The following is a 22682-nucleotide window of genomic DNA, read 5'->3' as shown; positions in this document are numbered from 1 at the left end:
TGATTCCGGAAATTACCACCTATGATAGCGTGTTTTGATATTGGTGGCTCAGCCATCAAGGGTGCGATAGCCTATTCGCCAGAAGATATTCGCCCTTTGCCCAAGGTTGCTACTCCCCTGCACGACTTCGATCTATTTGCCATGGCAATAGAAAAAATTGCGGCTGATGGCGGCGTGACTCCGACAAGTCTGATATCTATATCAATCGCGGGAGTTGTCGACTCTGACACTGGCGTGATCACTTGTGCCAATATCCCATGTATAAATGGCCGCCGGTTGGTTGCGGACCTTAGTGAGAAACTGAAACGGCCAGTGCTTGTGGCAAACGATGCTGACTGTTTTGCATTGTCCGAAGCTGTCGTCGGTGCTGGACGCAATCATCGGGTTGTCTTCGGCATCATTCTGGGAACAGGCGTTGGCGGTGGCCTGGTTATAAACGGCAAAATTCACGAGGGGACTGGAGGTTTTGCAGGCGAATGGGGCCATGGTCCTGTTTCGGCGACACTTGCAGGCAACCCGCCCATTGCCATACCTCGTTATGCGTGCGGTTGCGGTCAGATTGGCTGCGTTGATGCAGTAGGAGCGGCTCGCGGCATGGAACGGCTCCATGCACATATTCACGGTGTTTCGCTTGCCAGCACAGAGATTATTGCAGCTTGGGATGCTGGTGACGGGGCAGCAGCTCGAACGATTGACGTTTATGTTGATATTGTAAGCGCACCATTGGCAATGACACTCAACATAGTCGGAGCCTCTATTGTACCAGTTGGCGGAGGACTCGCTAATTCCCGCTCCCTGATCGGCAAACTGGACGAAGCAGTTCGCCGCCGCATCTTAAGACGGACTGACAGGCCGCTGGTAATTCCGGCAGAACTTAAGATTGAACCCGGCTTGATCGGCGCTGGAGTTCTAGGATTGATGGAACTGCCTAAATGACTGTTTTACTTGAAGTTTGCGTGGATAGTCCTGAAGGGTTGGCAGCGGCAATAAAGGGTGGCGCTGACCGCGTGGAACTCTGTTCCGCACTCGAGCTCGGTGGCTTGACGCCAACTCCCGGCCTGATCGGTCAAGCTGCTGCCTCATCAATACTTATCTACGCGATGATCCGGCCCCGTCCAGGAAACTTCGTTTTCAACGAAACTGATGTCGATGCAATGCTTCGCGAAATCGATGTTATTCGTGCGAGCGGTCTTTCAGGTGTTGTTTTTGGCGCAAACCTGATCAGCGGCGAGTTGGATCACAAGACGCTTGAACGTCTAATCCGGCAATGCAGCGGACTGGGTGTTACGTTGCATCGTGCATTTGACCTCGTGCCAGACCTTGAAGATGCCATTAATATGGTAGTCGATCTCGGATTCGAAAGAATCCTCACCTCTGGACGCGCGCCAACTTCTCGCGAAGGTATTGATGATCTGCAGCAGACGTTTGAGCTTGCTGACGGACGGATAAAAATCATGCCCGGATCGGGCGTCAACATCGACAATGCCGAGATGCTCCTTGATCGCATTCCCTTTGCAGAAATACATTCATCTTGCTCGGTTTCCTGCCCCATTGTCAGTGAATCGGCAAGGCGGCTTGGTTTTGAAACCGCCTCGCAAAAGCAGACTTGCCCGGATCTCGTTAGAGCTTTGAAAAACTATTGCCTCAGCAGGTAAGTTTGCCAGTACGTTCATACCCTTCGAAATAGACGCGAAGATGTTGAGCTACTGCTTTAATGTGGGCACCGGCATTCTTGGTGACGAGCATACCAAGCTTTGATTCACCAAGCTCGGGCAATCCGTGCTCTGGTCCAAGTTGAACCATATTGTCATCCAGAAGAAACTTCGAGAATGGTGCGACCGCTAAATCGGCAACGATGGCTGCGCGCTGGCCCATCGTATGTGCGCTCATATAAGCGACGCGATAATCGCGGCCCATGCTCTCCAATGCCTCAATGGCGTTGGCACGCCAGATGCAGCCCTCCTCCCACATCGACAACGGCAGTGGACTGCGTTCGTGGGCATTACCGCACTTGGCTCCGGCCCAGATAATCTTTTCAGTCATGAGAACTTCAATTTCATCATGCTTCGCCAATGTCTCATTGACATTGACCAAGGTCACGTCGAGACGCTGCTCATCAAGGCGCTTCCGTAGGTTGTTGCTCTGATCGATAACCACGTCGACTGTTACATCCGGGTGCGACTCAGCAAACCTCTTTAAGACAAACGGGAGCACCCTTTCTCCTACATCGTCCGGTGCTCCCAGCCGCACAACACCAGAAACTGTCGGAGCAATAAATTTTGCAACTGTTTCGCGGTTCAGTGAGAGCATGCGCTTGGCATAACCCAGCAATATCTCGCCACTTGGTGTTAACTTTACTGATCGTGCGTCACGTTCCAACAGAACATGACCGAGCACCTCTTCCAGCTTCTTGATTTGCATCGAAACTGCGGAAGGGGTGCGGAAGACTGCATTGGCAGCGCTGGAAAAGCTGCCAGTTTCGGCAATCATTGCAAATGTGCGCAATACGTCCAGATCCAGGATCGGAATCGGGTGATGCATTGGTGCTGACATGTCACATCCTCACAGATCAATTTTTCTTAATTATACCATTCTCTAATTTCGTTTGATTGAACATCAATTAGCGCCGATAGTCAAGTGTATCGAAAGGTAAGCATGAAGCACCTTTCTTTTCAAAAAGGAGAACGAAGATGAGTATTTGTGACGAAGGCTATAATAAGGGCGAGATTGGATTTTCCGAGCGTATTGCAGCTTCCATTAACGAGCACGTACACGGCTTGGCGCGAGCTGTTTTAAATGCACGCGATTCCGTTATTCGCAACCGCAGATTTCACGCTACGGAAAGTGCACTTGATTCACTGCCCGAAGGTATTCGGCAAGATATTGGCTGGCCTGATCTGTACGAGCGTCAGGTGCAGGAATGCAATGAAATGAAACGCCGGCCAAATTAAATGCGAAGCCAATTCAAAAAAGGGAGCAGATAACGAACTATCTGCTCCCTTTAATATTAGTTACACCTGCGCTTTTGCGACACAGGGCCAAGCCCTTCCATTTAGAATAGTTCTATGGTTGTATCTGAAAAAAAGCTCTAAAGACCACGCCCGCCGCCGGAACATGCTGGTTCAGGTGCGACATGGCCTTAAAGCCAGATACGGGAACATAGGTCAACATGGATCAAGTCGGTCTCACCAAGCGCTCTTTCGTATTTTTTCTGGTTCCGAATTTCTCTATGATCGCATTTGCGACTGCGATTGAGCCTTTGCGTATTGCCAATCGCATGTTGGGATATGAGGCATATCGTTGGCGCCTCGCATCGGTGGATGCAAAGCCGGTAACAGCATCAAATGGCGTTGAATGCGCCGCCAATTCCTCGCTTGAAGATGAGCGGCGTTACTTGACCGGCGAAGACCGTCCATCAATGGTCTTTGTTTGCTCGGGCGTTCACGTTGAAAAGTTCCAGAACAAGTCCGTTTTTGCCTGGCTTCGCGAGGAATTCAACCGCGGCGTCGCGGTCGGTGGACTATGTACAGGTGCGCATATACTGGCTGCGGCTGGCCTGCTCTCAGGCAAGCGCTGTGCCATTCACTGGGAAAACCTGCCCGGCTTTGCGGAAGCCTTTCCTAAAGCTGATGTTTATGCCGATCTTTTTGAGGTCGATGGCAATATTTACACCTGTGCCGGGGGCACTGCTGCGCTCGACATGATGCTCAAACTTATTGGTGATGATTTTGGCGATAATATCGTCAACCGCGTTTGCGAGCAGGCTCTAACCGATCGAGTCCGCAGTCCGCATGACCGCCAACGTCTGCCTCTCCGTGCGCGGCTAGGTGTACAGAATTCAAAAGTGCTTACGATTATCGAGCTGATGGAAGCGCGACTTTCCGAGCCACTTTCATTGATAGAAATTGCCGATCATGTCGGCCTGTCTCGCCGCCAGATTGAACGCTTGTTCCGCCAGGAAATGGGGCGTTCCCCTGCTCGCTACTATCTGGAAATCCGGCTTGATCGTGCACGCCATCTGTTGATCCAATCGTCAATGCCCATTGTTGAAGTCGCGGTAGCTTGCGGATTTGTTTCCGCCTCACACTTTTCAAAATGCTATCGCGAACTATATGGGCGCTCGCCACAACAGGAGCGCGCTGATCGCAAGCAGCTTATGGCTGCCTAGTCAGGTTAGCGGGACTCCCAGTCCTGCATCCGCTTTTGCCATATTCGCTCTCCGGACAAACAGTCGTATTCCCGCTTGTTCTGTACAACCGAGATAGGAGGCATATCTGATGAGCGATAATCCACCTTGTGCACATCGAATGCACCTCCCGCTAATTCGAGGACAAGCTTGCGTCTTACCGCCTCAGGAAATTGATCCCACGAATTGACGGGAATCATGAATGCACCGGGCCCGCCAATGACACAGTTTGTGTAATAGACATCCAAATCCTCGACGGCCCAATCGGAGTAAAAATCGCCCCGGGTCATAAGGGGCAATCCATTTATCGTTACACCCTTTGCGGTCGCATCATTTCTGGCTTCAAGTACGGGGCGTCCATTATTGTTTGCACCATCTCCAGAAACATCGATGACACGGCGCAACCCTTTAAAACCGTTATCATCGAAAAGGGTGGCGCCAAAGTCGATGACGCCTGAGATAGACGTCCTGCTTTGTGTTGTTGGGATAGGCGCTGCAAGTAGGGATGCGAACTTTTCAGCAGATTCTGTACTGTCCACCACCATCCATGGAACGATGACCCGTTGCATTGTCGAGCCTGCCCATTCGACATAGGTAATCGCAACCTTGCCATGAACGCCCTCCTGAATGGCGCGAACCACGTCTCTTTGCCGAAAAGCCGCAACGTAACCATCTCTCTGAATTTTTTGCTCAAAACTTTGCATCGAGCGCGATGCGTCAACCGCAAGAACAAGCTCTACATCCACATCAATTTCGTTTGATTGTGAGCGCGCCAAGGAACTGGCCAAGAGCGCCGCCAGTATCAGAAAACCGCAAAGAGCTTTCTTTTGTGATGACATATGGAAAGTGTACCGCAAAATGAAATAACGCAAAGCGGGTTTGTACTCGTTCACGCGCAGTTGAATGAACACAAAAGAAAAATGGCGCCAAACGGCGCCATTTTTATTTTCCAACGAAGGTTACTAAGCCTTCAGTCGTTCATTTTCAGTGTCGAAAGGTGATTCCGGAATGACCGTAGCCTTGTGAGTCTTACCGAGAATCTTGATTTCGAGTTCTGTACCCAAAGCCGAATATTCCGGCTTTACCATTGCCAGCGCAAGACTTTTACCTAAGCGCCAGCCGTAGGTACCGTGAGTTGCACGTCCAACGAGTTCGCCTTTGGAGTAAATTGGTTCACTGCCCCTTGCGTCGACATCGGATACGCCAGGTACATGCACCTCCAAGGTAACGAAGTTCCATTTCAAGCCGTCTTCACGTGCCTTCACGACAGCGTCGCGACCAATAAAGTCACCCTTGTTCGGATGAACAAACCGGTCAAGTCCACTTTCAAAGGCATTATACTCAATGGATAGTTCGCGTGGGATGAGACGGTAGGACTTCTCAACGGCCATTGCAGTCATGGCACGGATGCCAAATGGCTTGATGCCAAACTCTGCGCCGGCTTCAAGCAACATTTCGTATATGGCGCTCTGCTGTTCGATGGGGTGATGCAATTCCCATCCCAGCTCGCCGACGAAATTAACTCGGAGGGCATGAGCAGTCGCAGTGCCTACGCTTATTTCTTTACCGGACAGCCAAGGGAATGCTTCATTGGAAAGATCTGCACGTGTCAGCTTCTCAAGCACCTTGCGGCTGTTTGGTCCAGCAAGAACCAAAACCCCGTAGGTCGACGTGATGGGACGTAGCGATACTGAGCCATCGGTCGGCAATAGCTTATAGAGATAATCATGATCGTGGTTCTCATATGCCCCGGCAGAGACCAAATAGAATTTGCCAGGCACCCACTCATAGACCGTGAACTCAGAGCGAACGCCACCCTGCTTCGTCAGAAGATGGCAAAGTGCGATGCGTCCCTGTTTTTTGGGGATGCGGTTCGCCAGAATTGAATCAAGCCATTGGCGTGCACCAGGACCCGACACTTCCATTTTAGAGAACGCCGACATATCGAGCAGGCCGACATTGCTGGTAACGTTCTTGATCTCGAGGCCAACATGTTCGAAGTAATTCGAACGGCGAAATGACCACAATTCCTTTACTTTGCCGTTTACCGGCTTGGGATGATTGTGATTCATCAGGACGTCCGGCTTGTCCAGCTTTGCGACGTCCAGTTCATATTCTATCGGTGCAAACCAGTTGGCGCGTTCCCAACCATAGACAGTCCCGAACACAGCACCCAATTCCTTCTGGCGCTCATATGTTGGCGAGCGCTTCAAGGGGCGCGCTGCACCGCGTTCTTCATCCGGATAATGAACCGAGAAGACTTCCGCATAGGCCTCTTCGTTCTTTTCTTTGAGGTAACCCTCAGTTGCGTAGGGTCCAAAGCGTCTTGGATCGACGCCCATCATATCGATCGAGGGTTCGCCTTCCACAATCCATTCTGCCAACTGCCAGCCAGCGCCGCCAGCCGCAGTCACGCCAAAGGAATGACCTTCATTGAGCCAGAAATTTTTCAGGCGAGGCGCAGGTCCAATGATCGGCGAACCATCTGGCGTATAAGCAATAGCACCATTATAGACCTTCTTGATGCCAACTTCGCCAAAGGCGGGAACCCGCGCAATGGCTGTTTCAATGTAAGGCTCGAGCCTGTCCAAATCTTCCTGGAAAAGCTCGTATTCGCTGCCATCTGAAGGTCCATCGACATAGCAGACCGGAGCGCCGCGCTCATATGGCCCAAGCAAAAGCCCGCCATTTTCTTCGCGCATATACCAGGAACTATCACTTTCGCGCAGAACGCCCATCTCCGGCAAGCCTTTTGCTTTGCGTTCAACGATAGCGGGATGAGGCTCTGTAACAATGTATTGGTGCTCGACCGGAATAACCGGCACGTCGAGCCCCACCATTTTGCCGGTCTTTCGAGCAAAATTACCGGTGGCGGACACAACGTGATCCGCGGTAATATCGCCTTTATCGGTCTTTACCAGCCATTTATCGGACGGCAACTGTTCGATGCCAAGCACAGTTGTATAACGATAGATCGTTGCACCGCGATCGCGTGCGCCTTTGGCAAGCGCCTGTGTCAGATCAGCCGGTTGAATATATCCATCTTCGGGATGCTGAATCGCGCCCAAAATTCCGTCCATCTCCGCGAGAGGCCAAATTTCCTTTACCTGATCCGGTGTCAGTAGCTTCACCGGTACTCCGATCGTCTCAGCGACACCGGCATAATACATGTACTCGTCCCAGCGATCCTTGGTACGGGCAAGACGAATATTGCTGCAATTGGTAAAACCGACATTCATACCGGTTTCTTCCTGCAGCTCCTGATAGAATTTTACTGAGTACTTGTGGATTTGGCCTACTGAATAGCTCATGTTAAAAAGCGGAAGCAGGCCAGCCGCATGCCAGGTGGACCCGGAAGTCAGTTCTTTCCGTTCGATCAGGACAACGTCGCTCCAGCCTTTTTTGGCCAAGTGATAAAGTGTTGAAACACCCACCACACCTCCGCCGATAACGACAACACGCGCCTCAGTTTTCATTTCTAAACATCCTTTGGTATCGATCGAGGGGTTCGAACGGCATCTATGATTTTTTGCACTATGCCGTTCTGCGTGTCCATTGCTAAGGCCTGTTTGCGACATGCCCAAAACATGGCGCGACGCATAGTAAACACTGCCTGCCTTAACTAAAAAACTTGAAGATCAGCCATACAATTTAACGCAATATGGAGAACTGAAGGGTAGGGTCATAAGCTGTTAATCCCGGTGAAATGGTACAACGCTTTTTCGTTTGGACAAGATGAGCAAAGGCGAAGGGACCGTGATCCAATTTCAAGCCTTTGCGACAAAGCTGCCAGGCGAAACTGACGCGACCCTGATCATCAATTGTAAAAAGTGAACGAGCTGAAGCGAAAGCAAATGGTGGATTTGACAACGGGCAGGAAACAATCGGTTACGTGGTTTTTTTCGCCATTGAGTTTGCTGTTTCTAACTGCACTGGTTCTTTGCGTTCTACTGAGCTTACCGCTCATTATTCCCATCGGCCCGATGTACTGGGATACCTACATATATCTGGACGCAGCACAGCGGTTGAAGCTCGGACAAATTCCCGCCGTCGATTTTCAAGCCCCCGTCGGCGCTATGGAATATTATCAGTTTTATTGGTTGCAAACGCTTTTTCCCTCTGGGCAACCGACATTGCTGGCGCAATGGTCTGTCCTGATATCAGCAATGCCGCTGATGGCGGCAGTTATTGCCGTGGTAGATAAAGACAATCGCAAATTGGCGATGGCTATCCTAATACCTTTTCTGATTTTTGCGCTTTGTCCTATGAATACCCAAGCCTTTCATTCCTATCCAGGCGTGAGTGGGTTTGGCATCTACAATCGCCACACGTCTTTATTTCTCTACATCTTAACAAGCGCGCTTATATTTTTGCCGAGAGGTCGCACCTTAGCAATTATTGCGGCGCTGGCGATGCTTGCGCTTTTTTTCACGAAGATCACGGGATTTCTTGCGGGGGGAATGATTGGCCTTTTTGCCGTACTTACAGGCCGTTTCCTGCTACGCCATGTAATTCTGGCACTCGCGGTTTTCATGATTGTCTTAGCGGGACTTGAGCTCAATAACGGAATGGTCTCATCCTATATCGCAAACATCATTGCGCTGGTCAGTTTGAACGAAGGACTATTGATTTCACGTTTTCTGACGGTCTTTTCGAATAAACTCGACGTTATAATTGCTGCAGCCGGTCTGATCATCTTTTTGTTTTGGCTTGATTGGCGCGGCCATTCCCAAACAACAATGTCGCAGAAAAGCAGGTCTTTTCTCGACCGGGATTGGCTATGGGTCAGCGTCTTAATGGTTGCAGGGACATTCCTTGAGACGCAAAACACGGGCAGCCAGGAGTTTATCTTCCTTTGGCCGGTTTTGCTGGCGATAATTTACAAGTCGACGGCATTTGACGAAAAAAAACGGCTAATCATCTTTTGCCTTATCGCCTTCACTGCCATTCCCACGGTAACGAAGGTCATCCACGGCACTTTGCGTTTTGTCGCCGTTGCCCCCAATTATATCCCTGCCCCAGTATCCGAATTAAAAACAATGGGGCTGGTTTCGACGCGTGCAGATATAATGGACCGAGCTCTACTGCTGGAAGACCATTATACGCAAAACGTGAAGTCCTATCAGCAGCTAGCTGATGAAGGGCAATTGCCCAGCTGGCGGTTCTATGCCGAGCTTGACTATCAGATGTACTGGCTTTTATCGGTCGACCATGCGGTTAAAGCCATCAAGCAATTTGAGACTACAAACAATATACGTCTCAATAGCTTGATGAACCTTGATTTCACTGATCCATTTCCCTGGATATTGGATCGGGATGCCACGCGGCATATTCAAATTGGTGCAGATCCATTCCGCACAGTCGGGACGCTCACGCCGTTGGTAGAAGCTTCTGTGCGCGCCACAGACGGTGTACTACGGCCGACTTGCCCGACAACAACAGCGCGGCGTCATCTACAAGACATCTACGCCAAAGCGCTGGACGATCGGACAATCATCAAACTCAACGAGTGTTGGGATCTCTTGCTCAGATCAGGAATGAGGTTACCAACCCAATAGAAAAAGCCGGACAAAGCCGGCTTCCCTAAAGAATTATCGCGGCGGCTATTTCACTTGGGCTTTCACGAAATCCTTCACAATCCGCACAATCCCACGCGAAAGAACCTCATCCAGTGCCTTGATGAATTCATCGACATGTTCGCGCTCACAGATCAATGGAGGTTCCAGTCGGACAACATTGCGATTGTACTCGGTGAAGGCAACCAGCACGCCATGGTCGCGAAGTAAATGACTTCCGATAAAGCCAGGAAGCGAACCTTTAAGCTTATCATCGAGTACGGCCAATACCGGACGCAACACCATGGGAACGGTTTTGGAGAAGTCATGGAACTCCAGGCCAACCATAAGGCCCTTGCCGCGCACATCCTTGATCATAGCCGGATGCTTTGCTTTCAACTCTTCAAGCTTACTCAGGAGATAAGCGCCCGTCGCTGCTGAATTGGCGATCAGATTATCATCGTAGAGAATGTTTATCGCTTCGATCGAAGTTACGCATGCTTCCCCGATACCTCCGAAAGTGGCCATGGCATGGATCATAGCGGTCTTCGGCGTGCCATAGGCTTTCATATAGACATCGCGCCGGGCGATCATCGCCCCGACCGCCGCCTTGCCTCCACCCAGCGACTTGGCCAATGCGGTGACATCCGGAACCACGCCGGCATGTTCAAAAGCATAGAATTTGCCGGATCGGCCAAAACCACACTGAACTTCGTCGGCAACCCAAAGTACACCATATTGATCGCAAAGCGCTCGTAGTTTTTGCCAATATTCGTTCGGAGCCTGAATAATGCCGCCGCCGCCCTGAATCGTCTCCAGAACAATGACGCCAATCTCCGGATCCGACTTGAAAGCATTTTCTACGGCATTTATATCGCCGAAGGGCACGCGGATCGTATTGTCAACCAGCTTGAATTCGCCACGGTAAAGCGAACCGTCCGTAATAGACAGAACGCCCTTGGTCTTGCCGTGAAACGAGTTTTCGGCATAAACAATCTTGGGTTTCTTTGGGCCTGCCGCACGCTCGGCAACCTTGATGGCCGCTTCCATCGCTTCAGAGCCAGACGAGCCCAGAAATACCATATCCAGATCGCCGGGCGAACATGCTGCCAGATTATGAGCGAGCGCGCTGGCATATTGCGACATGAAGGCGATTGCAATTTCCTGCCGCTTCTCATCTTGAAATTTTTTGCGTGCTTCCACGATCTTCGGGTGGTTGTGACCGAATGCAAGCGATCCGAATCCTCCGAAAAAATCGAGGATCGCTCGCCCGTTCTGATCGTAATAATACATCCCCTCAGCCCGTTCGATCTTGATCTTGTGAAAGCCAAGCAACTTCATGAAGTGAAGTTGTCCCGGATTGAGATGCTTTGTGAAGATTTCTGTCATGCGTGGCAAAGTCATTGCCTTGGCATCATCGACTGACAACAGGTTCGGCCGGATAACCGACGTATCGGCTTTTGTCATTTCTTGAACGTTACTCATCGCCATTCCCCGTTAATGCGCTGCCATTGGCGCTTTGCCTTCTTTGACCAGCCGGTATTCTTTATAGGCCGCAATCAGCATGTCCTCGTCCCGATGCTTTGGAATCCAACCCAATTGTCTTTCCGCCTTCGAAACATCAAGCACGCACATTTCATCAGCGATCAGATATTGCTCGGGATCCATGATGGGCATGTTGATCATGTCGAAAAAATCCAGCGTGCGTTTCACTGCCCAAGCCGGTGTCGGCACAAGCAATGATTTAGAATCAGCGAACCTCACAAGATCGCCCAGAAGCTTGCGAACCGGTGGCGGGTTGAGTGAACCAAGATTATAAGCTTCGTTTGGAACACCTGCCTTCCAACCTGCATAGGCCGCATCCGCGCAATCAAACACGGAAATGAACTGATAAGGGTTTTTGCCAGAACCGATCATTGGGACAGGCAGATTGTAATCCACCAGCTTGAAGAGCTTTTCCAGGATACCAAGCCGCCCGGGACCGATAATCAAGCGGGGCCGAAACAAGGAGATGTTCATCCCACGCTTGCGCCACTCGGTCGCCAGTTCCTCTGTCTTCCACTTTGACAATCCGTATTCACCAAGTGGAGCAGCCGGATGTTCCTCGGTTTGTGGCCAAACATATGTATGGCCGTAAATCATATCCGTCGTGTAGTGCACCAGCTTGTTGGCGCCAGCCTTATCCAAAGCCTTGATGATATTTTCGGTCCCGTAATAGTTTACAGGGAAAAAGAAATCATGTCGCTTTGCCCTGACCTGTAACGGCGACAGCATTTTCGCTGACAGGTTGTACACCATGTCATCAGCTTTAATTCCGACGTTGGCAATTGCACTGGTGTCTGTGACATCGCATTGCACGAACTGGACGTCGCCGTAATGTGGCAGGCTGCTCTTAACGATATCGGCGACAAGCACCTCTTCGCCTTCTGCCGCAAGCTTTGGTGCGAGATGCCGCCCGACAAACCCGTCACCACCAAAAATAATATGTCTCATGCCTCGGTTCCACTTATGATGGTGTGTTTAGCGTTGACGATTTCTCAGCATCCAGTGCCGATCCGCTCTCGTGCCCGCCTTGTGCGATAAGGATTGTGCCCACCATAATGAATGCAATTCCCGCAAGCTTGTATGCTCCAAGCTCTTCCTTGAACAGCGCCCAGGCGATGACCGCCACGACGACGTAAGCAAGGCTTAGAAATGGATAAGCGTAGGAAAGATCAACCTTTGAAAGCACAAAGAGATGGGACGCCATGGAAATGACAAACATGAAAAGCCCGGCAAATACCCACGGATTGAATACAATCTGAAAGACGCGTTGGATAATCGTGTCGGCACTGAAGCTGATTGGTCCCAAGCTTATCATTCCATATTTTAGCAGGACCTGGGCAGCCGCGTTTGTCATCACCGTAAACAGAATGAACGGGATATACTTAGTCATTGAAATGTCCCCTTATGTCCCCCGATCGATAACAATCCTGTCTTGAGAACACACCAAGCACATTGTTAAAGTTTGATGCTTTCATCACATTGCTCCAGCCAAGGCAGTTCGCTGCCAAAAGTTCGAATTGATTTCTGGGTCCCGCTCCTGATCAAGTTCCTTCCAGCGCGGAAAGCCGGCTTTGAAAACCGCAGCGCTCATGCGTTGGTCCTTATAAGGATTGACCCGCCCCCCACTGGCAATTGTCATCCGGTCAAGTTCAGCCAGCAAGCCAAGCGTGCGGCGACCGCGATTGGGGAAATCCACGGTAAGAGTGTAGCCCGCTTGAGGAAAGGAAAGCATTCCAGGAGATTGAATATCACCGAACCTTTTCAGCACCGTGAGAAAAGAGCTTTGCCCGGCATCGCGCGTGGCTTTTAGCATATTTGGTATTACGGATGGTGCCGCGGCTTCAGGAATGACACTTTGATGCTGAAAGAGACCGGCTTTGCCGTACAGCCTATTCCAATTTAAAACCTGATCAAGCGGATAAAAGAAGTTTTGATAACCGCTCAGATGTGACTTCTGTTGACGGCCCTTCAGATTATAATAAGCGGCATTGAACAGCTTTAGGCTGGGGTAATTCAACGCGGAAATCGGGAGGTCGAATGGTACATTCAACCGGCCGGGTTTTGTACTCACCGCGAAATTGCCATTGTCAGCATGATTACCACTTATGAGTACGCCTCTGCCAGCATCAGCACCAGAGGCCAGCTGATCAACCCAGGCTACAGAATATTCATTGTCCGCATCGGCCTGAACGGCAAGGCTGAAATATTCTCCCAAACTCCTAAAGGGACGGATACGCTCAAGGACATCCAGAGACCCGACCTTCATAAGCTGAACCGTCGCAGCAAGAATGACGCCGGTCAGACCCAGACCACCGATTGTGGCGTCGAAAAGCCGGGAATTCGTTTCGGGCGCGCATGTGATCGTGGAACCATCTGACCTGAGAAGCTCAAAGCGCTCAACATGACAGCCAAACGTTCCACGCCGGTGATGATTTTTGCCGTGGACGTCGTTGGCTATCGCACCGCCCAATGTTACAAAGCGCGTGCCCGGCGTAACCGGCAGGAAATAACCGTGCTTTGCTCCGATGGTTATGATGCTGGAAAGCGTTATTCCGGCTTGCGCCGTCAGACGACCAGTGTTGGCGTCAAACTCAATGAGTTGATCGCTGGCACGCATATCGATCAGCGTTCCTTGATCATTATGGCAGGAGTCGCCGTAAGACTTTCCATTGCCAAACGCCAGAAAACCGCCCGGGTCATAACGCTGGTTTTCAAAAAGCTCTCGAGCTTGCTCAAGCGGAATAGCCACACGTTGACGTCTGTCGATCAACCCAAAACTGTTATAATTTCCAGTCACGAGCGCATACCGCCATAAAGAAGGAGAGCAGCTCCGATAGCTATTACAACCTGGCTGCGCCAATCCGATATGATAAACACAACCGGGTCGTCATGCATTTCACCTCTATATGCCAATATCCAGATGCGAATGTTGAGGTAGAGTACGATTGGGCACAGCGGCCAGATCATCCATGGATAAGCGTAAAGACTTACGACGGCGTCACTGTCCACATACAGCGCCAGAACGAGGGCCGCAGCGAATGCCGAAGCGATTCCGCATTGAGCAATAACTTCACGATCAGCGCGCCGGTATCCCCTGCCCGCAATGCGATTATTTTCCTCAACGACAGAATTTTTTAGTTCCACATATCGCTTCACCAGTGCCAGCGACAAAAAGAAGAATGATGAAAATGCCAACAACCAGAACGAGCCTTCAGTCTGATTGGCCGCTGCACCCGCAAGAATACGCAAGGTATAGAGCCCTGCGAGGGTGAAAACATCCACCAGCAACATTCGTTTTATTGAGATTGAATAGGCCGTGGTCGTGATCAGATAACCTGCTAGCACGGCACCAAAAGTCCAGTGCAGTTGCGATGAGAGCAAACCCGCTATCAGGAGAAGCGACGCAGCAACAACAAGGCCGAAACGAATAGAAAAAGCACCGCTGGCGAAAGCACGGTTCTTCTTGCGGGCATGCTGTCGGTCAAGCGGAAGATCGAACAAGTCATTGATAATGTAGATTGCCGAGGCTGCTGCGGAAAACGCAAAGAACGCAAAGACGGAATTTACGATTACCTGCCATTCCATCAACATATGGTCTAAAATGGCTGGAACAAATATCAGCGTGTTCTTCATCCATTGGTGGACCCGAAGCATCTTCAGGAATGTTTTGAAGTTGGTTTTGGGTGCTTCGAAGAGCCGGGTAGAATGCATTTGTTGCCATTTGCGCGCTGCCCGATCCGGGGCGACCACGATGACCTCGCTCGCTGCATCGAACACCGGCAGGTCAGCACGACTGTTTCCGGCATAAGCGAACTTCACATTATCGTAGGTTTCCAACAAAAACGCTGCTTTGTGTGCCGTCAGGTTGCGGTTTTCATCGGTCGCATAAACCGCATCGAATATCCCAAGATGCCCGGCGATACTGTCTGCGAAGCTGCGTGCCGAACCGGTGGCGAGCACCAGTCTGCGGCCTTGATCGCGTTCCTGCCTTAGATATTCAACAAACTCAGATCGATAAGGCAATGTTGAGGGATCAATAGTAACGCGCTGCGATATCTGATGTTTTAGATTTGCTTTCCCTTTGAGTAACCAAACCGGCAAAAGAAAAACGTAGAGCATATTCTTCTTCAGTAACTGAAACACACTTTCCCAAAGAAGATCGGTCGCTATCAGCGTGCCATCAAGGTCTACGACCAAGTCCAAAACTTTGTTACTCGAAGGAGAATCTATCACGACAAATCCCTGGAGTCCTGCACGTGCGGGACATTTACATTATTCATTGGTGCAGTGCTTACCGTAAAAGATAAAATGAACAATGAACTTATCTAGCAGGGGCGAGTTCTTCGGGGAAAGTAATAGCGACAGTAAATCAACAATTAAAAAAACCGGCTGAAGGACTCAGCCGGCCTATAAAATAGTTATCTGATTTGTAGAATCTACTTGATGGTGGCTTTGCCGCCTTTGATCTCGACGGTTTCACCGCCGGTCAATGCCTCACGGTCGCCATTGGAAAATGTAACAAAGCAACCATTGCTGCAAAAATCGACAGTCTCGCCAGCTCCCACCTGAAGCTCGGTCTTGCTCGAACCTTCCGTGACAACAATTGTCTGAGCAGATGAATCGCCATTTGTGATACTGGCGGCAAAAGCCGACCCGGCAGAGATGGCACTCATAAGAATAGCAATAGCAACCTTGTTCATATCCATTCCAGTGTTACCACCGTCCCTGTTACCAAGAGTCAAACTTACTCTTTCACAAACAGTTATAGCGGCAACAAACTGAACGGCAACTGAACACTCCGTTATTTTGCCTTCATTCTGCCAAGGTCTAAACAGGTTTGGGTTTCGGCTTCTTGGCCTCAGACGTGATCTCGGCCTTGATCCTGCTGGTCAATGCTTCAATCAGAACATCTGCCTCTTCCAGATTGAGCTTCACGTCCCGTGCCGGGTAGGGAATTTCTATCCCCTCCTCGGCAAAACGATCAATCATCGCGAACCGGATATCGTTCTGAACGGTGCCGGAGTTTGACAGATCGGCAAGATGAACGCGCAGTTCAAAATCCATCGTAGAAGATGTTAATGCCTTGAAGGCTACGAACGGTTCGGGGTTTTTGAGCACGAGAGGTTGTGCCCGTGCGATTTCCATCAACACATCATAAACGCGTTTAGGGTCCGACTTGTAGGAAACGCCAACCGCAATTTCGACACGGCCCAATTTGTTGCGATGGGTCCAGTTGCCGACATTGCCATTAATAAACGAAGAGTTCGGGATAATTATTGACTGGCGCTGGAAGGTTTCCACCTCGGTTGCGCGCACGCTGATCTTCTTCACAATACCGCCAACGCCGGCCGTTTCGATCCAGTCTCCTACTTTGAACGGACGCTCGGCCAGAAGGATAAGACCGGAAACGAAGTTGGACACGATCGCCTGCATACCAAAACCGATACCCAGTGATAGACCACCAGCAACCAGAGCGAGACTTGATAGATTGATACCAGCGGCTGAAATACCAATTACACCTGCTATACCCAGGCCCAGATAACCAACTGCGGTGCGGATGGAATTGCGCACGCCGGAATCGAGCTTGCCACGCGCCATGACTTTTGTATCGAGCCATCCCTGAAACCAACGCGTGAAGGCATAGAACATTGCAAACAGCAAAATGCCTATGGCAATCGCCACAAGCGAGATGTTGACTGATCCGATCTGAAAGCCAGTGGCGACATTGAGGAACCAGGCCGTCATTTCGCTCCACTGGAAGCCCCACAACAGCAATATAACCGGTATGCCCAACAGGAGGACAAACACATAAATAACAATACTGGCTGCAAGCCCAAGCTGGTCCAGCGTTGTTTCATCCATACCAAAACGGGTTTGAATAGCCCTACCAAACACTGTGCTTGACAGAGCATTTTCGTCTGACACGGCCCGAGCGGTCAGAAAACCGAGATACATTGTAACAACGACTGCACCATTTATAACGACTTGTTGCGAAACAAAGCGCGCAAGCCCGATATAACCAAGCAGGGCAGCAACAACCGGCAATAATGCGATAATGTATAGAGAGTAGCTTATGGTCTTAGGCCATGGCTTGACCTTACCCGTTTCCTGATCTTCCAGCGGTTTTAGCAAGGCGATCGAAAAGATGAGAAGACCAACCAATATTGTGGCAAAGAGGCTTTTGGCCACTGTCAGTGACAAAGGCGATGTTGCGATCTGGTTAATTGTGTCCGCCAGATAATCCAAGCCCGTGATGGTGGCGGTTGCCGTAATGAGAACCATCAATATGCGGCCGGGCCGAGGAGCAACCCGCACAAGCCGCCAATTGGGCGCGCCCGGACAGATAACCGCCTGAGCCAAGGCATGAACAAAATAGACGATCCCGATAACGCTGAATAAAGTGTAGAAAAGAGAAGCAATATCTTCTCTGAGGACATTGAAATAGTCGAGAAAGAAATAGGTGGTGGCAAGGAAAACCACAACGGTTAGCGAGCGCATAAGGGTTGACCAGAATGCCACTGCCAACCGGCTAAGATATGAGGGAGCCTCAACCGTTGCATCGCGCAAATAAAGATGACCCAAGACTCGCTGTCCGCCAATCAACAGCACCAATGCTGTTACGGCAGCCATTGCTGCGGCCGCCAGCATGGATTGCCATTTGAATGCGATAACAAAACGCCACCATGATGATATGCGCTGGTTCATCGTTTGCAGTTCGCGGCCGTAAGCTTCCGCCACTTCACTCCCCAGCGAATAATTTATATCGACGCGTTGAGACAGTGTGTTCGCAAACAGCTCCCGCCTGGCATCGCTGATAGCATCAACCATTTTGTTAACGGCGATCAACTGATCCTCGGTTTCTCCAAGAACAGCATTGATTTCCGCTTTTTCGGTTGTCAGTCTTGTCCGCTCGTCAGTGACAATCTGCGCCTCGGCCGGTTGCCCTTGTGCGGGAGGCTGACCCAATTGTTCCAAACGCGAGTTGATTTCAGTCAATCGAGGACGAAATGATACGCCGATCTCGAGAAGCTTTTTTGCCGTCGCTTCCAAGTCAAGACGTAGATCGGCCAGTGCAGCATCTGCATCCGCTTTGTCCTTGAACTTCTGCTGATAACCGGAGATCTGCTTTTTTAGATCATCGATGAGGGGACGCTGTTCGGCAACAATGCCAGAACTAGCAGCGGCGACTGGCTGCTCAGCAGTCTGGGCCCAGGTCGAATGTGTTTGTAAGGCGACGGCCAGAAACATTGCGAAGGCGAGAATAATTTGCCGAAATGAAGAAATCACAGGTTCAAATCCATGCAGGGAGAGTTTCATTGTCGACTTGCCCCCTCTTCTCGGCACAATCAAGGCGTGATCAAGAAAAACGGGGTCGGTTCCATGACAGTCATCGCCGCTATACTGATGATTGTACCCGGCTGACAATAGCATATTGTTAAAACCGCGGTTCGCGTCTTTGCAAAAGCCTACATATCCTGTCTTCTGTTTGTACGCGATTCACGCCACCATCATAATAATAACTCCAGCGATTCGCTTATCGGACATGAAACAATGATTATCAAATGCCCCTATTGTGGTCCGCGCGACGTTATTGAGTTTACCTATCAGGGCGACGCGACCCGCAAGAGGCCTGATCCAAGTTCGACAGACCAGAACCTATGGAATGCTTATATTTACGATCGTTCCAATCCGGCAAAATCCCATCGCGAATTCTGGCTGCATACGGGCGGTTGCCGTCAGCATCTGGTCGTTACCCGCGATATGTCGACCCATTCGATTTCATCGGTTGGCTTTGCACGCGACAGTAAACACGCGGGAGACCAGTGATGACAAGTTCGCGACTTCCAAATGGCGGGCAGATTGAGCGCGCTAAATCCGTTGGATTTACATTCGACGGCAGGGCCTATAGCGGCCATCCAGGTGACACGCTCGCTTCGGCATTGCTTGCCAATGGCGTCACGCTTTTCGGACGCTCTTTCAAATATCACCGTCCGCGCGGCCTACTTGCAGCAGGCAGTGATGAACCTAATGCGCTGGTCACAATCATTTCAGGCGATGTTCGCGAGCCTAATGTGCGAGCCACCGAGCTGGAAATTTTTGATGGCCTTGCCGTTCAAAGCCAGAACCGTTTTCCGTCGCTTGAACATGATCTGATGGCCGTCAACCAGCTGGCAGGCCCGCTTCTCTCAGCAGGTTTCTACTATAAAACCTTTATGGGCCCGGCGATTGGCCCGTTGAAAAGCACTCGCTTCTGGATGTTTTGCGAACGGTTTATCCGGCGCGCGGCGGGGCTTGGAAAAGCAGGCATCGCCGCTGATCCAGACCGCTACGAGCGAATGAATGCATTTTGCGATGTGCTTGTAGTAGGGAGCGGCCCCGCAGGCCTTATCGCCGCTGAAGCCGCAGCCGCAACCGGAGCACGGGTTATTATTGCGGAAGAGCGACCTGTCGCTGGTGGCTCTCTATTAGCTTCCGGCGAAATCATTGACGGACGTAATCCGGCAGTTTGGGCACGCGAAAAAGCCGAGGCCCTTGCAAATCTCCCGAACGTTCGCTTTCTGACCCGCACCTCTGTCTGGGGATATTATGACGGAAACGTTTTAACTGCTGTCCAGCGCGTTTCTGATCACAAGCCAAACCGAACCAAGGGACAACCGCGCCAACGTCATTGGGTAATTCGCGCGGGTAAAACCATTCTCGCAACAGGCGCGTTTGAACGTCCAATCGTTTTCCCCGGCAATGATTGTCCCGGAGTCATGCTGGCCGACGCTGTACGCCGCTTTGCTGTCGAGTATGGCGTGGCGGCGGGAAAGAACGTTGCCTTCTTCACCAATAATGACAGCGCCTATGACGCAGCGCGAACATTGTCACTGGCTGGCATTGCAGTAACCACTATTGTCGACGTCCGTCCCGACATATCTGGCGCTTGCAGGGATATTGCCAATATTCTCGGTGCTGAATTGCTACTCGGATCGGCCGTCACCGGCACCCATGCTGGAAAATCCTTAAGCGCTATAACTGTCCAGCATTTCAATATGACGACAGGACGGATATCTGGTGCTCCACGGGAGATAAAAACTGACTGTCTGGGTGTATCCGGTGGGTGGTCGCCGGTCATTCACCTTGCTAGCCAAGCCGGTGGAAAACCCGAGTGGGATGAGGATTTACAAGCTTTCCTCGCGCCAGAACCCAACCAGAACTGGGTCGTCACCGGGTCAGCTGCTGGCTACATGGATACAATCAGCGTTCTTTCAGATGCGGCCACCAAGGGCTCGGCCAAAAGCAGACTTGTTCTGCCGAGTGTGGAGGCACCCATGCTGGATAGTTCTCCTGCACCAGTCTTTGAGATCGAACCAGCCGGAAAATCGCAGAAAGCTTTTGTCGATTTTCAGCATGACGTAACCGCAAGTGATATTCGCCTCGCCTATCGCGAAGGTTTTCATTCGGTCGAGCATCTCAAACGCTATACCACTCTTGGCATGGCAACAGATCAGGGCAAGACTTCAAATGTCCCCGGCCTTGCCATCATGGCCGACATTCGCGGCATCTCAATTCCTGATGCTGGCACTACGAGATTTCGTGCGCCATTTACGCCTGTGTCCATGGGCGCCATCGCTGGAGAGCGCTATGGTGATCTGCGCCCCCATCGGCTGACTCCAATGCATGATTGGCACATCTCGATTGGCGCCAAGACCTACGAAGCCGGCCTTTGGCATCGTCCCATGATCTATGGTAGCCACGGCGAAACCATTGAGCAGGCATATACGCGCGAAGCCCGCGCCGTGCGTGAGGGCGTTGGCATTGTCGATGTATCTACATTGGGCAAGATCGATATTCAGGGGCCCGACGCGGCGGAATTTCTCGACCGTGTTTATACCAATATGTTCTCGACGCTTCCTGTCGGAAAGGCGCGCTACGGTCTCATGCTGCGTGAGGATGGTATCGTTTTTGATGACGGCACCACATGGCGTCTTGGCGAAACCCAATTTTTGATGACAACCACGACGGCCAATGCCGGTCCGGTCATGCAACATCTGGAATATTATCTCGACTGCGTATGGCCGGAACTGCGTGTCCATGTCACATCCGTAACCGACGTTTGGGCTGGAGCCGCTATTTCAGGCCCCAAATCGCGTTCCGTGCTCGAAACATGCGTTACCGGAACCAAAGTGGACAATACGGCCTTGCCATTTATGGGTATTGTTCATGGTCGCATTGCCGATATTCCGGTGATGATCTGCCGTCTGTCGTTCTCTGGGGAACTGGCTTACGAAGTCTATTCTGGCGCTGGGCATGGAACGCGTATTTGGGAGGCGCTTATAGCTGCGGGTAAACAATTCGACATTGTCCCCTATGGATTGGAAGCACTTGGAACATTGCGTATCGAAAAGGGTCACGTGACGGGCGCGGAGATCGATGGGCGAACCACAGCACATGATCTTCATCTTGGCTGGATGCTCTCAAAGAAAAAAACCTATATTGGCTCGGCCATGATTAATCGACCCGGCCTGAAAGACGAGCATCGGTTATCACTTGTCGGTCTTATTTCGCTCGATAATCAATCAATCAACGGGGGTAGTCACATTGTGTCAGATAAGACACCCCGCGAACCCGCCGACAGCTTCGGTCACGTAACGGCTGCGTGTTATTCGCCGGCATTGGGCAAATACATCGCATTAGCACTGGTCAAACATGGAACATCGATGATCGGAAAACGAGCCTTCGCTACCGATCTCCTGCGCGACAAGCACGGCGCGGTCGAGATCGTGAGCCACCACATGTTCGACAAGGATGGGAGCCGGATGCATGGTTGATCTTCAATCACCGCTTGGGGCCACGTTTATCCCGGGAGATCATGGCAATGCTGCTGGCGGCGTTGGCATAACATTGCATGAGCGGACCAACATTTCTCTCATTCAGGTGACCGCCTGGAACAACACCATTCCAACGGTTTTAACGGCAATTGGCAGTGCGACCGGTGTTATCGTTCAAAATAAGCCCGGGCATGGCCGGGTTGCTGGCGAAAAATCTGTTTTTGGTTTTGCGCCAGGACGTTTCATGGTTACGGGAGCAACTCCAGATCTCGAGCAGCGCTTGCGCGCTGCCATTTCGACCGATCTTGGAACAATCGTTGCGTTAACGCATGGGCGTACGGTTATTCGTATAAGCGGATCGCGCGTGGAATGGGTGCTAGCCAAGCTGTTTGCACTGGATTTCTCCGAACATGCTTTTCCTGTTGGAACCGGCCGGGCAACATTACATCACGACATTCATACTCTGATCCAACGTATAGACGAAAATAGTTTTGATCTTTACGTTTTCCGCTCTTTTGCGCGTTCCTTCTGGTTAACCCTTGGGCACGCAGCCGAAGAGGTCGGCTATCGTGTGGAATAGTC

The 22682-nt window shown here is 51.0% G+C and carries 18 protein-coding genes; 8 read left to right on the top strand and 10 right to left on the bottom strand.

The features are described from left to right. Positions 1 to 21: 21 nt before the first annotated feature. A complete protein-coding gene (locus tag ACTJI9_RS02710; RefSeq protein ID WP_440805829.1) occupies positions 22 to 936 on the top strand; it encodes an ROK family protein in 915 nt (304 codons plus the stop codon). After that, positions 933 to 1655, top strand: a complete 723-nt coding sequence (locus ACTJI9_RS02705; protein WP_440805826.1) for a copper homeostasis protein CutC — start codon at positions 933 to 935, stop codon at positions 1653 to 1655. Before ACTJI9_RS02710 ends, ACTJI9_RS02705 begins: the two co-directional genes overlap by 4 nt. Here the strand turns inward: ACTJI9_RS02705 and ACTJI9_RS02700 are convergent. After that, positions 1645 to 2553: a LysR family transcriptional regulator gene (locus ACTJI9_RS02700; RefSeq protein WP_115052646.1), complete on the bottom strand. Its 909-nt coding sequence runs from the start codon at positions 2551 to 2553 to the stop codon at positions 1645 to 1647. The two genes, ACTJI9_RS02705 and ACTJI9_RS02700, sit on opposite strands and share 11 nt — an antisense overlap. A 137-nt stretch (positions 2554 to 2690) precedes the next feature. Here ACTJI9_RS02700 and ACTJI9_RS02695 point away from each other — a divergent pair, with 137 nt between their 5' ends. Next, on the top strand, positions 2691 to 2951 hold the full coding sequence (locus ACTJI9_RS02695; protein WP_115052645.1) for a hypothetical protein: 261 nt from the start codon (positions 2691 to 2693) through the stop codon (positions 2949 to 2951). Between the two features lie 218 nt (positions 2952 to 3169). Continuing rightward, positions 3170 to 4168, top strand: a complete 999-nt coding sequence (locus ACTJI9_RS02690; RefSeq protein ID WP_115052644.1) for a GlxA family transcriptional regulator — start codon at positions 3170 to 3172, stop codon at positions 4166 to 4168. A 5-nt stretch (positions 4169 to 4173) separates the two neighbouring features. Here ACTJI9_RS02690 and ACTJI9_RS02685 read toward each other — a convergent pair whose 3' ends face one another. After that, a complete protein-coding gene (locus ACTJI9_RS02685) occupies positions 4174 to 5025 on the bottom strand; it encodes a DUF1194 domain-containing protein (RefSeq protein ID WP_115053258.1) in 852 nt (283 codons plus the stop codon). Positions 5026 to 5148: 123 nt separating this feature from the next. Then, complete coding sequence (locus ACTJI9_RS02680; RefSeq protein ID WP_440805822.1) at positions 5149 to 7662, bottom strand: GcvT family protein; 2514 nt, start codon at positions 7660 to 7662, stop codon at positions 5149 to 5151. A 378-nt stretch (positions 7663 to 8040) separates the two neighbouring features. On the opposite strand from ACTJI9_RS02680, the gene ACTJI9_RS02675 reads away from it, so the two are divergent. Next, positions 8041 to 9744, top strand: coding sequence for a hypothetical protein (locus ACTJI9_RS02675; protein WP_440805819.1), 1704 nt, complete (start codon positions 8041 to 8043; stop codon positions 9742 to 9744). Positions 9745 to 9789: 45 nt separating this feature from the next. Here the strand turns inward: ACTJI9_RS02675 and ACTJI9_RS02670 are convergent, their stop codons facing one another. The 7 genes from ACTJI9_RS02670 to ACTJI9_RS02640 all read right to left on the bottom strand — a co-directional run bounded on the left by ACTJI9_RS02670 (position 9790) and on the right by ACTJI9_RS02640 (position 18603). Next, positions 9790 to 11226, bottom strand: a complete 1437-nt coding sequence (locus tag ACTJI9_RS02670; RefSeq protein WP_336439832.1) for an aspartate aminotransferase family protein — start codon at positions 11224 to 11226, stop codon at positions 9790 to 9792. Between the two features lie 12 nt (positions 11227 to 11238). Continuing rightward, positions 11239 to 12234, bottom strand: a complete 996-nt coding sequence (locus tag ACTJI9_RS02665; protein WP_337354561.1) for an NAD-dependent epimerase/dehydratase family protein — start codon at positions 12232 to 12234, stop codon at positions 11239 to 11241. A 13-nt stretch (positions 12235 to 12247) separates the two neighbouring features. Then, on the bottom strand, positions 12248 to 12676 hold the full coding sequence (locus ACTJI9_RS02660) for an EamA family transporter (protein ID WP_115052641.1): 429 nt from the start codon (positions 12674 to 12676) through the stop codon (positions 12248 to 12250). Positions 12677 to 12760: 84 nt separating this feature from the next. Beyond that, positions 12761 to 14083, bottom strand: a complete 1323-nt coding sequence (locus ACTJI9_RS02655) for an FAD-binding protein (RefSeq protein WP_440805815.1) — start codon at positions 14081 to 14083, stop codon at positions 12761 to 12763. Further along, a complete protein-coding gene (locus tag ACTJI9_RS02650; RefSeq protein ID WP_440806210.1) occupies positions 14080 to 15516 on the bottom strand; it encodes a UbiA family prenyltransferase in 1437 nt (478 codons plus the stop codon). Before ACTJI9_RS02650 ends, ACTJI9_RS02655 begins: the two co-directional genes overlap by 4 nt. Before the next feature lie 206 nt (positions 15517 to 15722). Next, positions 15723 to 15986 (bottom strand): hypothetical protein, encoded by a 264-nt coding sequence (locus tag ACTJI9_RS02645; protein ID WP_115052638.1) that lies wholly within the window; start codon positions 15984 to 15986, stop codon positions 15723 to 15725. A gap of 127 nt (positions 15987 to 16113) precedes the next feature. Further along, positions 16114 to 18603: a mechanosensitive ion channel family protein gene (locus ACTJI9_RS02640; protein WP_440805812.1), complete on the bottom strand. Its 2490-nt coding sequence runs from the start codon at positions 18601 to 18603 to the stop codon at positions 16114 to 16116. Positions 18604 to 18837: 234 nt separating this feature from the next. On the opposite strand from ACTJI9_RS02640, the gene ACTJI9_RS02635 reads away from it, so the two are divergent. From ACTJI9_RS02635 to ACTJI9_RS02625, 3 genes are read left to right on the top strand one after another with little or no spacing between them, the layout of a single operon-like run. Continuing rightward, positions 18838 to 19113 (top strand): sarcosine oxidase subunit delta, encoded by a 276-nt coding sequence (locus ACTJI9_RS02635; protein ID WP_115052637.1) that lies wholly within the window; start codon positions 18838 to 18840, stop codon positions 19111 to 19113. Further along, positions 19113 to 22100 (top strand): sarcosine oxidase subunit alpha family protein, encoded by a 2988-nt coding sequence (locus tag ACTJI9_RS02630; RefSeq protein WP_440805808.1) that lies wholly within the window; start codon positions 19113 to 19115, stop codon positions 22098 to 22100. The genes ACTJI9_RS02635 and ACTJI9_RS02630 overlap by 1 nt, the downstream gene beginning before the upstream one ends. Further along, the gene (locus ACTJI9_RS02625) at positions 22093 to 22680 is read left to right on the top strand and encodes a sarcosine oxidase subunit gamma (RefSeq protein ID WP_440805806.1); all 588 of its coding nucleotides are present in this window, start codon (positions 22093 to 22095) and stop codon (positions 22678 to 22680) included. Before ACTJI9_RS02630 ends, ACTJI9_RS02625 begins: the two co-directional genes overlap by 8 nt. The last annotated feature ends 2 nt before the right edge of the window (positions 22681 to 22682 follow it).

Source organism: Phyllobacterium sp. 22552 (assembly GCF_052044585.1).
GTDB classification, from domain to species: Bacteria; Pseudomonadota; Alphaproteobacteria; order Rhizobiales; family Rhizobiaceae; genus Phyllobacterium; species Phyllobacterium ifriqiyense.
The sequence above is the reverse complement of the archived record's forward strand: the minus strand, read 5'-3'. Positions and strand labels throughout refer to the sequence as shown.

What these genes read in the sequence shown, in the direction of transcription:
- ACTJI9_RS02710 (WP_440805829.1), top strand. Translation starts at nt 22, where the DNA reads ATGATAGCGTGTTTTGATATTGGTGGCTCAGCCATCAAGGGTGCGATA.
- ACTJI9_RS02705 (WP_440805826.1), top strand. Translation starts at nt 933, where the DNA reads ATGACTGTTTTACTTGAAGTTTGCGTGGATAGTCCTGAAGGGTTGGCA.
- ACTJI9_RS02700 (WP_115052646.1), bottom strand. Translation starts at nt 2,553, where the DNA reads ATGTCAGCACCAATGCATCACCCGATTCCGATCCTGGATCTGGACGTA.
- ACTJI9_RS02695 (WP_115052645.1), top strand. Translation starts at nt 2,691, where the DNA reads ATGAGTATTTGTGACGAAGGCTATAATAAGGGCGAGATTGGATTTTCC.
- ACTJI9_RS02690 (WP_115052644.1), top strand. Translation starts at nt 3,170, where the DNA reads ATGGATCAAGTCGGTCTCACCAAGCGCTCTTTCGTATTTTTTCTGGTT.
- ACTJI9_RS02685 (WP_115053258.1), bottom strand. Translation starts at nt 5,025, where the DNA reads ATGTCATCACAAAAGAAAGCTCTTTGCGGTTTTCTGATACTGGCGGCG.
- ACTJI9_RS02680 (WP_440805822.1), bottom strand. Translation starts at nt 7,662, where the DNA reads ATGAAAACTGAGGCGCGTGTTGTCGTTATCGGCGGAGGTGTGGTGGGT.
- ACTJI9_RS02675 (WP_440805819.1), top strand. Translation starts at nt 8,041, where the DNA reads ATGGTGGATTTGACAACGGGCAGGAAACAATCGGTTACGTGGTTTTTT.
- ACTJI9_RS02670 (WP_336439832.1), bottom strand. Translation starts at nt 11,226, where the DNA reads ATGAGTAACGTTCAAGAAATGACAAAAGCCGATACGTCGGTTATCCGG.
- ACTJI9_RS02665 (WP_337354561.1), bottom strand. Translation starts at nt 12,234, where the DNA reads ATGAGACATATTATTTTTGGTGGTGACGGGTTTGTCGGGCGGCATCTC.
- ACTJI9_RS02660 (WP_115052641.1), bottom strand. Translation starts at nt 12,676, where the DNA reads ATGACTAAGTATATCCCGTTCATTCTGTTTACGGTGATGACAAACGCG.
- ACTJI9_RS02645 (WP_115052638.1), bottom strand. Translation starts at nt 15,986, where the DNA reads ATGAACAAGGTTGCTATTGCTATTCTTATGAGTGCCATCTCTGCCGGG.
- ACTJI9_RS02640 (WP_440805812.1), bottom strand. Translation starts at nt 18,603, where the DNA reads ATGAAACTCTCCCTGCATGGATTTGAACCTGTGATTTCTTCATTTCGG.
- ACTJI9_RS02635 (WP_115052637.1), top strand. Translation starts at nt 18,838, where the DNA reads ATGATTATCAAATGCCCCTATTGTGGTCCGCGCGACGTTATTGAGTTT.
- ACTJI9_RS02630 (WP_440805808.1), top strand. Translation starts at nt 19,113, where the DNA reads ATGACAAGTTCGCGACTTCCAAATGGCGGGCAGATTGAGCGCGCTAAA.
- ACTJI9_RS02625 (WP_440805806.1), top strand. Translation starts at nt 22,093, where the DNA reads ATGGTTGATCTTCAATCACCGCTTGGGGCCACGTTTATCCCGGGAGAT.